Raw genomic sequence first — 9,371 nt, forward strand, 5'->3', positions numbered from 1 at the left:
ACAGTGCATTGTCTGTTCCCCTTACAAAAGTATCCAGCCTATTAGAAGCCCATGATGAAACGGCAGGTGCCGATGTCAATGCACCCCCTAGATCTTCCCATCTACTCCATCTGTCACCAGGCATTTGTGGCACGAACATGTTTCTATAACCATTTTCATAAGAACGTATGAGATCTTCAGGATAATCATAATATCCAAGATCGTCGTAATATCCCATCTGTCTATTTAAAAATGGACACATGGGTTCATCAATACGGTATAGATATGGACAGCGGAAAAATTCATTACTATACATTAGGAACCTCCTTGCATTCTTGTTCCTTCTTAAATAATTTACCAATTATATTGTATGGATAGTACTCGCAAAATGTTACAGATAAAATAATCTTGCTCTGTCAATCTTTTAAAAATATATAAAGAAGGGCATCTTGCCCTTTTTATACAATCCATATTTTACTATTTAAAATATTCCCGGCCAAGTAAATCCGCTGTCAGTATTGCATCATACAGCTGATCCGGAGTTACATCTCCTGCTAAATTATGAACTGTCTCTCCCGGCACACAAGCTTTTTGAGCCGCTATATAGACTCTTCTTTCATCCGTTACACCAATTTGGTTTAATGTTATAGGCAGGCCCACTTTATAGCAAAAATCCATGACCTTTTTTAATTCTTCTTGCGGAGCCCTTTCCAAAATAAGCTGTGTCATAGTACCAAATGCGACTAAAGGTCCATGCATTGTGTTTTCACATTCTTGCAAAGCCGTAAATCCGTTGTATACAGAGTGTGAAACCGCAAGTCCCCCATTATCAGCACCTACTCCACTCAGATATACATTAGCCTCAATAATGGCTTCCAGAGCAGGTGTAATCAAATGTTTCTCACAGGACAACTTGGCTTGGTAGCCGTATTCCATCAATGTGCTATAACATAATTTGCAAAGTGCCATGGCAGACATGGATATGCCTCCATTTTCTAGGCTTGGAGAATCAGTTCTAACACAAGCCCTGGCTTCAAAATAGGTACCAAGTGCATCTCCCATACCCGCTACTAGAAATTTTACAGGTGCATTTGCTATAATTTTGCTATCCACTATAACTGCTTCTGGGTTTTTAGGATAAAATAAATATTTGTAAAAAGTACCATCATCATTGTAAATAACAGAAAGTCCTGTACAAGGTGCATCTGTAGCCGTTACCGTAGGTACAACCGTTACAGGACATTTTTCATAATAAGCTGTAGCCTTGGCTGTATCAATAGCTGAGCCTCCGCCAACTCCTACAACCACCTCAATGTGCTCATCTCTTACAATTTTTCTCATCCTTTCAATTTCACTGTTGGAACTAATCCCGCTGAAAATTTCAAAATGTAATTTACTATCAGTATTCTCAAAACTTTTTTCAATTTTAACATGACAATTTTTGTATCCGCTGTTACTGCAAATAAATAGGAAAGAAGAACCTAAATCCTTGGTTTCTTCATAAAAATCCAACAGCGAATCTTTTCCCTGTATATACTTTAATGGAGCTCTTAGTAATTTTAATGTTGCCATAAATAAAACATCCTTTCCTGAATATTATTGTAAAGAATTTGTTTGTTATTTTATTGTCAATTAAATAATAACATTTTCAGTTCACAGTAGCAATATCACAAATAAATTTTTTCAGAAAATAAAAAATTATACGGTAGTTAAGTGTGCTTGAGAGCATTTATGGTATTATTAATAAATGAATTCTTTTATCTATCAATAAGAGAATTCATAAAATTATCAATTTATAGTTGGGGGCTGATTTATTTTGGATAAAAAATTATCTTTATGGTCTTACATCATAGTTGGGTCTATGCTGTTTGGACTATTTTTTGGGGCAGGAAACTTAATATTTCCAGTACATATGGGACAAGAGGCTGGTGCCCATGTATCTATAGCAACATTGGGATTCCTCATAACAGCTATTGGTCTTCCCTTTTTAGGTGTTGTTGCCATTGGTGTTTCCGAAAGTTCAGGCTTATTTGATCTTGCAAGCAGAGTTCATCCCATTTATGGTTACGTAATGACACTGCTGCTATATTTAACAATAGGACCATTTTTTGCACTGCCCAGGACTGGAACGGTTTCCTATGAAATTGGACTTGCTCCTTTTATCCCAAGTCAATATGCTAGATTAGGGCTTGCTCTGTTCACCATCATATTTTTTCTTGCGGCACTGTTTTTTTCTTTAAGGCCAAACGAAATTCTCACCTGGGTTGGAAAAGTTCTAAATCCAATTTTTTTAATATTTCTTGCTATTTTAATAGTAACAAGTATTGTACATCCTATGGGAACCGCAGCCAATGCAAAAATCGTGGATGCCTATACCAATACTCCCTTTTTTAAGGGGTTTTTAGAAGGTTATAATACTATGGATGCATTAGCCTCTCTGGCTTTTGGAATTATAGTTGTAAGAACATTAAGAGACCTTGGAGTTACAAGTTCAAGGGGAATTGCAGTTGGAACTATCAAATCCGGTATAGTAACCATTTTACTCATGGGACTGATTTATGGATGTCTGGCTTACGTAGGTGCTACAAGTGTTGGAAAATTTCCTGTATCCGAAAATGGAGGAATTGCGCTAGCCCAGGTAGCAAACTATTATTTCAGTTCCTGGGGCAGTATTTTGCTTGCGTTGATTGTAACAGTAGCCTGCTTGAAGACCGCAATGGGACTTATAACTGCTTGTTCCGAGACATTTTATAAATTGTTCCCGAGAAGTCTTAACTATAACAGCTATGTAATTCTTTTTACAATCATAGCTTGCCTTGTAGCTAACGTTGGATTGACTCAGATAATTTTACTTTCAATCCCCGTTTTAATGTTCCTGTACCCACTAGCTATCGCTTTAATTTTACTCGGTTTATTATCGCAACTTTTCAAAAACCGCCAATGCGTATACGTGCTCACTACACTGTTCACTCTCTTTGTAAGCATAGCCGATTGCATAAATGCCCTGCCATCTGCAGTTAAATCCATACCTTTTATACAACATATTTTGAAATTCTATGGAAACTACATTCCATTTTTCAATCTTGGCATGGGATGGGTTGTACCTATGATTACAGGACTTATTCTCGGACTTATTGTTTCCCTTTTTACAAGGAAAAAAACAATATTTGCTTAAATTTTAAAAATCGTAATAAAAAAGCACAAGTCAATACGATAACTTGTGCTTTTTTACTACTCATATTTCTAGAAAATCCACAAAATTATTTTCGACTTTCTGCCAATTTTTCACCTAATTCATAGGCTCTTCTACAATCTTTCGGAAATACTTCTCTATGTCTTTTCATTTTTTTCTCCGAATCAAATAATGTGCTAACATATCTGGAATAATCAGAAAACTGTAATGTATCTGTTGAATAAAGTTCCTCTGTAGGTCCAAAAATACGCTCTACAATCTCCTGCATTTTTCGGAAATATTCCTTATAACCTACTTTCTCCAAATTACATTCATCTACATTCATGGTATAAATAAAAGCCGATGGAATTTTCTTCTTTAGCAAACTTGAATGATTTTTATCATAAACAAGATATTGGAATAGCAGTCGTTCCAAAAAACACCGCAGAGCTCCTGTAACATCTCCCAGATAAACAGGTGAGCCTATAATAAATGCATCTGAATTCTTAATTTTTCTTAAAATCGGTGTCAGATCATCCTTAAGTATACATTTTCCATAACTCTTTCCACCAACTTCCTTGCAGGAAAAACAGCTTATACATCCCTTGTAAGAGAGATCATAGAGGTGTACCATTTCAGTTTGAGCCCCCCGTGAAGCTGCACCCTTCAATGCATTTTCAAGCAAAGTTGCAGTATTCCACTTCTTTCTCGGACCTCCGTTAATCGCAATTATTTTCATAATTTTACATCTTCCTTCCATATAAATTATATCCTTTATATGCCGCATAAATATTGCATCTACATCTTATATAGATTATATTACAATTCATATTTTATTTAAAAGCTCTTTCTGCAATACCGTTCTTTAAATTTTTTACTTTTAAAATTTTGCCAGCATTTGAACTGTACAAAATAATACTGTAATCACAGAATCCCCTTCTGTGTTGAAAATAAGTGTGAGACACAGTAAGCGATTGAACCGCTGTCATTTTCAATACAGACTGAGTTTTATTGAAGCCGTGATAAGCCATGTAAATTAAATTTTTATCAGTCCCAAAGGCAGTATTTTTAAATTCAAGATATCCTATAATCATCAGAAGCAATAGCAATATTAAAGTAAATACCGCAAATTCAGGCTTTATAAAAAGACATATAAGAACCGTAACTGCCCAAAAAATAATTTTTTTATAGAAAAATCTAAAACCTGCATTTTTATTTGGTTTTGTAATTTCCCCAATATATTTGAATTCACACAGCACATCTTCAATAATTTGATCTTTTAAAGAATTGGTACACATTGGATACAGTATAGCTTTTTCTTCCTTTTCATCCCCATACCCGATACTTTCAATTTCCATTGTAAAAAAGCCAAAAAATTGCATGAGGAATGTCTGTTTTATATGGATCCCCTTTATCTTTTCCCTGTCAAAACTGTAACTTTTCCTGTTTACAGCCCCATATTTAATGTATATTTTGTCTCCATTCGACCACATCTTAAAATCATAGTATTTGAAAAAGACATATATTATTGACAAAATCATGCTTATAAATATCAGTCCCAATACTATAAATGATATGGTGTATACGGCATGGTAGATATCTTCTCTCTTAAGTTCGTCCACATACAGAGAAGTATTTACAGAAACAAAATTTTTTAGATATTGGTCAAAAAATTGCTGTGCCACAAACAACATCCCAATTCCCTTCAATACTGAATTTGATATAAGAGAATATACAATGAGTTCTCTAGGTTTTACGGTATATGGTTTTTTCTCCTGACTTTCATTATCAATAGTTCCTCTCTTCAATAGAATGTCTCTCAACTGATCAGTTCTAGTTCTTTTTAAAGTAAATTTTAACTCACTGCCTTTGTTTGAAGTATCTCCAGTGTCAATTTTAATAGTGGCAACCTTGAAAACCCTCTCTATAAATTTTTGAGAAACGTCTATAGTATTAATTCTTTTAAATGGAATCTCTACTTTTTTTATATTGAATATCCCCTCCTGATGATATATAGAGCTTTCCCTTATTATAAAAAAATTTTTTCTCCACATCAGAAATTCACATAAAATAACCACAGCAAACAGCCCGCTCCCTATAAGTATGGACTTCATTAATCCTATTTTGCTAACCAGGACACCTACTGCAACTACAATTCCTATAAACTCCTTAATCAATTTTGCCATATCATAAAATATTTTTAAAATATGGTTTCTCTCTGCTTTATACATTTCTCTCTCCCATTTCTATAATTCTTTTAAGTCTTTCCGAAATTGCTTCTGCCTCTTCAACTGGTATTGCAGGTATTTCGTGGCAGCCACCTGCAGTTATAATATTTACAGAAGTTATTTTGTAAATTCTCTGAATGGGCCCCTGCTCTATCTTTAAATTTTGGATTCTTGAAATAGGAATTATCGTCTTTTTTCTGACTATAATTCCCCTTATCAGTTCAATTTTGTCTTCAAATATACCATATTTCCATTGCTGATATTCTAAAAACGGCCATACAAAACTTTCCATTATGGAAAATAAAATTATGATAAATTCCAATATATTTATTAAATAATTAACCATCAATATATAGTTGAACCTTGGAACAATAAGTAGATATTTAATCAAAATATATATGGTAAAAATTATGATACTCACTATTGTTCTTCCAATGATCCAGGTTTTAATAGCATTCCTATCGATACTTTCATACCCCATATCCACACCTATCCTTTCATTATCAATATCAATCTATAGCATTTTATACACTTCACTTTCATATTATATCAGATTTTTCAGCAAGACCATATTCCATTAGATAGCAGCACCATACAATACTATAGCTGCCCTCAGCCGCTGTAAATCTGTAAATTCATTACCTTGACGTTAACGTTTATCAGTAGTATAATTTATTTTTATCATGTAAATATATTCTAAATCAAGTGATTTTTAGATTCAAATGGAGTTTACTTAAGCAGCATCGAAATAAATATTAGGAAGGCGATATTATCACTTATAAAGATAACTATAAGATTGAAGAAGTAGCTCTAAAAACCAATTTGACCAAAAGAACTCTCAGGTACTATGAAGATATGAAGCTTGTCATACCAAAACGGAGCAACTGTGGTTACAGATTGTACACAGAAGAAGACATAATGAAAATTGAAAGAATTAAAGATCTAAAAAACACTCTGGGCTTTTCCCTGAAAGATATAAAAAATTTTATGATGATTAAAAAATCCGTATCTGAAATGCTTGAAAATGACAGCAGCAAAGATACGGATGAAATTCAAAAATATATTAAAAAAATAAAAACTCAGATAAGTTCCATAGAAAATAAAGAAAAATCTCTGGAGAGAATAAAAAAAAGATGCTGCGATCTGCTTGAAAAATTACAGAAATTAGACAGCAGTACATACAATGTATGATTTATTTTCAATTATAAGACAGGAGATGACATAAAATGAATAAACCAGGTTACAAATGGATTGCTCTTTCATGCACCACAATAGGAGCTCTTTTTTCTGTGTTAAGCGCAAGTACCCTCATGATTGCCCTGCCTGTGATTATGAAGGATTTAAATGCAGGCATGGGCATAATAATGTGGACAATAATGGGATATATGTTTTCGTTGACTATCTTAGTACCTTCTATTGGAAGAATAGCAGATATGTTCGGCAGAAAAAAATTATATGTTTCTGGCTTTTCCCTATTTACCATAGCATCATTGTTCTGCGCACTGTCTTCAACTGGAACTGAACTTTTGATATTTAGAATGGTACAATCTGTAGGTGCTTCTCTCATGATTGCAAACAGCACCGCTATAATAACAGATGCTTTTCCTAAAGGAGAACTTGGAAAAGCCCTTGGAGTAAATTCAATGGTGGTAAGCGTTGCCGCAGTTATAGGACCAATTCTAGGAGGATTTCTAATAAATTTCGGCTGGAGAAATATTTTTTACATCAACATTCCCATAGGTATTTTCGGAACTTTTTGGGCTGCAGTATCCCTTAGAGAAATGAAGGATACTAATGTTGATGAAAAATTTGACTTCAGTGGTACATTTACTTTTACTTTTGGATTACTTTCTCTTTTGCTTGCCCTTACAGTTGGAGGATTTACAAAATGGCTGAATAAGCCTGTAATACTGCTGTTTTCAATTGCCATGTTACTTATAGCCGCATTTATCTATATTGAAAATCACAAAGAGTACCCCATGCTGGATATGAGACTCTTAAAAACAAGACTTCTTGCCTTTGCATATGCAAGCACACTTTTAAATGGTATTGCCAGAGGTGCCGTAACATTTCTCCTAATATTTTATTTTGAAGGAGACAAGGGAATTGATCCAATAACGGCAGGTATACTTCTATCCCCTTTTGCAATTGCAATGATGGCTGTTTCACCTGTAAGCGGCTGGATCTGCGACAAATACGGCGCAAGGATACTGAGTTCTGCAGGCCTCCTGGTATCTGCTCTTGGTCTAATTGGGTTTATGAAAATAAGTACAACTTCTTCCATGGGAACTTTGGTACTCTGTATGATAATTACTGGAATCGGATCCGGAATGTTTTTTTCTCCAAATACCAGTGCAATAATGTCAAATGTCCCGGCTGATAAAAGAGGAATAGCCGCAGGAGTAAGAACTATGTTTAATAATGCAGGAATGGTTCTGAGCATTGCCATATCCATGGCTATAATTTCTACAAGCATACCTCCTGACGCAATGCAGTCTCTTTTTGTACATTCTCATGTTTCCTCTGCCAGTATTGCATCAAACCAATTTATAAGGGGTCTTAGAACAGCCTTTACAATCTCGTTTTTCTTCAGCCTTTTTGCAGCTTTGATATCATATTTGAGGGGACCTGCACCTAACTGGAATTCCCAATCCGTCAGCTAGGTATAAATTTCAATTGGATTAAATTACTCACTTTCATTCATTACAGCACAACTGTAATGAATATGTAACAATGATTAACATTTATAAAAACTGTAGGAGGAAAATCAATTGATATCTAGAACAAATAGTAGTAAACCATCTATAGGTCTTATTTTCTTACTGGGAACATTAGGAGCCTTCGGCCCTCTTTCTATGGATATGTACCTCCCTTCACTTCCACTAATTGAGAGGCAAATGCATACAACTACTTCTCTCACACAGATGAGCATAACAACTTGCTTAATAGGGCTTGCAGTAGGTCAACTTATAGTTGGTCCTTATAGTGACAAACATGGTCGAAAAAAGCCCCTTCTGGTGGGACTCATTATTTTTACAATTATTTCTTTTTTATGTTCCTCTGTCACTTCAATCTGGGTGCTTATCATTTTAAGATTTATTCAGGGAATATCAGGTGCAGCAGGTCTTGTAATTTCTAGAGCCATCGCCAAAGATCTCTACGATGGTACAGAACTTACAAAATTCTTCTCATTACTCATGGCAGTAAATGGTATATTCCCAATTTTATCACCTGTTTTTGGTGGGATCATTTTAAAATTTACCACCTGGAAAGGAGTATTTATAGTCCTTGGCATTATCGGTATAATTTTATTTTTAGCAGTACTTTTCTACTTTAAAGAGACACTGGCAGCTGATCTTTCAAGGGAAAATAAATACAAGAATACTCTTACTGTAATTAAATCATTGGTCAGCGATAGAATTTTTATAAGTTATGCCCTTATACAAGGTTTGATCACGGGGGCAATGTTCTGTTATATTTCCGGCTCTTCCTTTGTACTTCAGAATATATTCGGACTGTCTGCTCAGGATTTTAGTCTAGTATTTGCAACAAATGGTCTTGGAATTGTATTGATGTCGCAAATTACAGGTAAACTTGCTGAAAAGCTGGGAGAAAATTTACTGTTGAAAATTGGTATTTCCATTGCTGCCTTTGGAAGTACAGCTCTATTTATCAGCTCATTTTTGCCAAAATATTTATTATTGGTAACTATTCCACTGTTTTTTATAGTGTCCACAGTAGGAATTGTAAACACAGCTGCCTTTTCACTGGCCATGCAAAACCAAAAAAAATCAGCTGGAAGCGCTTCTGCTATATTAGGACTTTTCATGAACCTAGTCGGTGGAATACTTTCACCGTTAGTGGGAATAGGCGGAAATTATACTTATCTTCCTATGTCTGCACTTATTTTAATCTGCGATATCAGTGCATTTTTGATTTATTATTTGTATGTGAACTACCACCACTTATAGAAGTGGATGGCTTCTTAGTCA

8 protein-coding genes and 1 pseudogene are annotated in these 9,371 nt (G+C 34.6%); 4 read left to right on the forward strand and 5 right to left on the reverse strand.

Going from position 1 to position 9,371, the window contains the following annotated elements; genetic code table 11:
- Both ACFHWD_RS19910 and ACFHWD_RS19915 read right to left on the reverse strand, forming a co-directional pair.
- Positions 1 to 295: pseudogene (locus tag ACFHWD_RS19910) on the reverse strand (carbohydrate-binding protein); the annotation flags it as partial.
- A 161-nt stretch (positions 296 to 456) separates the two neighbouring features.
- Complete coding sequence (locus tag ACFHWD_RS19915; protein WP_229981726.1) at positions 457 to 1,551, reverse strand: glycerol dehydrogenase; 1,095 nt, start codon at positions 1,549 to 1,551, stop codon at positions 457 to 459.
- Positions 1,552 to 1,795: 244 nt separating this feature from the next.
- On the opposite strand from ACFHWD_RS19915, the gene brnQ reads away from it, so the two are divergent.
- The gene (gene brnQ / locus ACFHWD_RS19920) at positions 1,796 to 3,154 is read left to right on the forward strand and encodes a branched-chain amino acid transport system II carrier protein (protein WP_378062894.1); all 1,359 of its coding nucleotides are present in this window, start codon (positions 1,796 to 1,798) and stop codon (positions 3,152 to 3,154) included.
- 85 nt (positions 3,155 to 3,239) lie between these two features.
- Here the strand turns inward: brnQ and ACFHWD_RS19925 are convergent, their stop codons facing one another.
- The 3 genes from ACFHWD_RS19925 to ACFHWD_RS19935 all read right to left on the reverse strand — a co-directional run bounded on the left by ACFHWD_RS19925 (position 3,240) and on the right by ACFHWD_RS19935 (position 5,860).
- Positions 3,240 to 3,890 (reverse strand): flavodoxin family protein, encoded by a 651-nt coding sequence (locus tag ACFHWD_RS19925; RefSeq protein WP_150356693.1) that lies wholly within the window; start codon positions 3,888 to 3,890, stop codon positions 3,240 to 3,242.
- A gap of 94 nt (positions 3,891 to 3,984) precedes the next feature.
- Positions 3,985 to 5,382 carry a PH domain-containing protein gene (locus ACFHWD_RS19930; protein ID WP_150356692.1) on the reverse strand — a complete coding sequence of 466 codons (1,398 nt, stop codon included), beginning with the start codon at positions 5,380 to 5,382 and terminating at the stop codon, positions 3,985 to 3,987.
- Positions 5,375 to 5,860 (reverse strand): PH domain-containing protein, encoded by a 486-nt coding sequence (locus tag ACFHWD_RS19935; RefSeq protein ID WP_150356691.1) that lies wholly within the window; start codon positions 5,858 to 5,860, stop codon positions 5,375 to 5,377. Before ACFHWD_RS19935 ends, ACFHWD_RS19930 begins: the two co-directional genes overlap by 8 nt.
- 341 nt (positions 5,861 to 6,201) lie before the next feature.
- Here ACFHWD_RS19935 and ACFHWD_RS19940 point away from each other — a divergent pair, with 341 nt between their 5' ends.
- The 3 genes from ACFHWD_RS19940 (at position 6,202) to ACFHWD_RS19950 (ending at position 9,350) form a co-directional block, all read left to right on the forward strand.
- Positions 6,202 to 6,570 carry a MerR family transcriptional regulator gene (locus ACFHWD_RS19940; RefSeq protein WP_236035237.1) on the forward strand — a complete coding sequence of 123 codons (369 nt, stop codon included), beginning with the start codon at positions 6,202 to 6,204 and terminating at the stop codon, positions 6,568 to 6,570.
- A gap of 35 nt (positions 6,571 to 6,605) precedes the next feature.
- Positions 6,606 to 8,042 carry an MFS transporter gene (locus ACFHWD_RS19945; protein WP_150356689.1) on the forward strand — a complete coding sequence of 479 codons (1,437 nt, stop codon included), beginning with the start codon at positions 6,606 to 6,608 and terminating at the stop codon, positions 8,040 to 8,042.
- 108 nt (positions 8,043 to 8,150) lie between these two features.
- Positions 8,151 to 9,350 (forward strand): multidrug effflux MFS transporter, encoded by a 1,200-nt coding sequence (locus tag ACFHWD_RS19950; RefSeq protein WP_236035235.1) that lies wholly within the window; start codon positions 8,151 to 8,153, stop codon positions 9,348 to 9,350.
- Positions 9,351 to 9,371: the final 21 nt, after the last annotated feature.

Origin of the sequence: Clostridium sp. MT-14, assembly GCF_042436595.1 — a bacterium.
Lineage (GTDB): Bacteria > Bacillota > Clostridia > Clostridiales > Clostridiaceae > Clostridium_B > Clostridium_B aromativorans.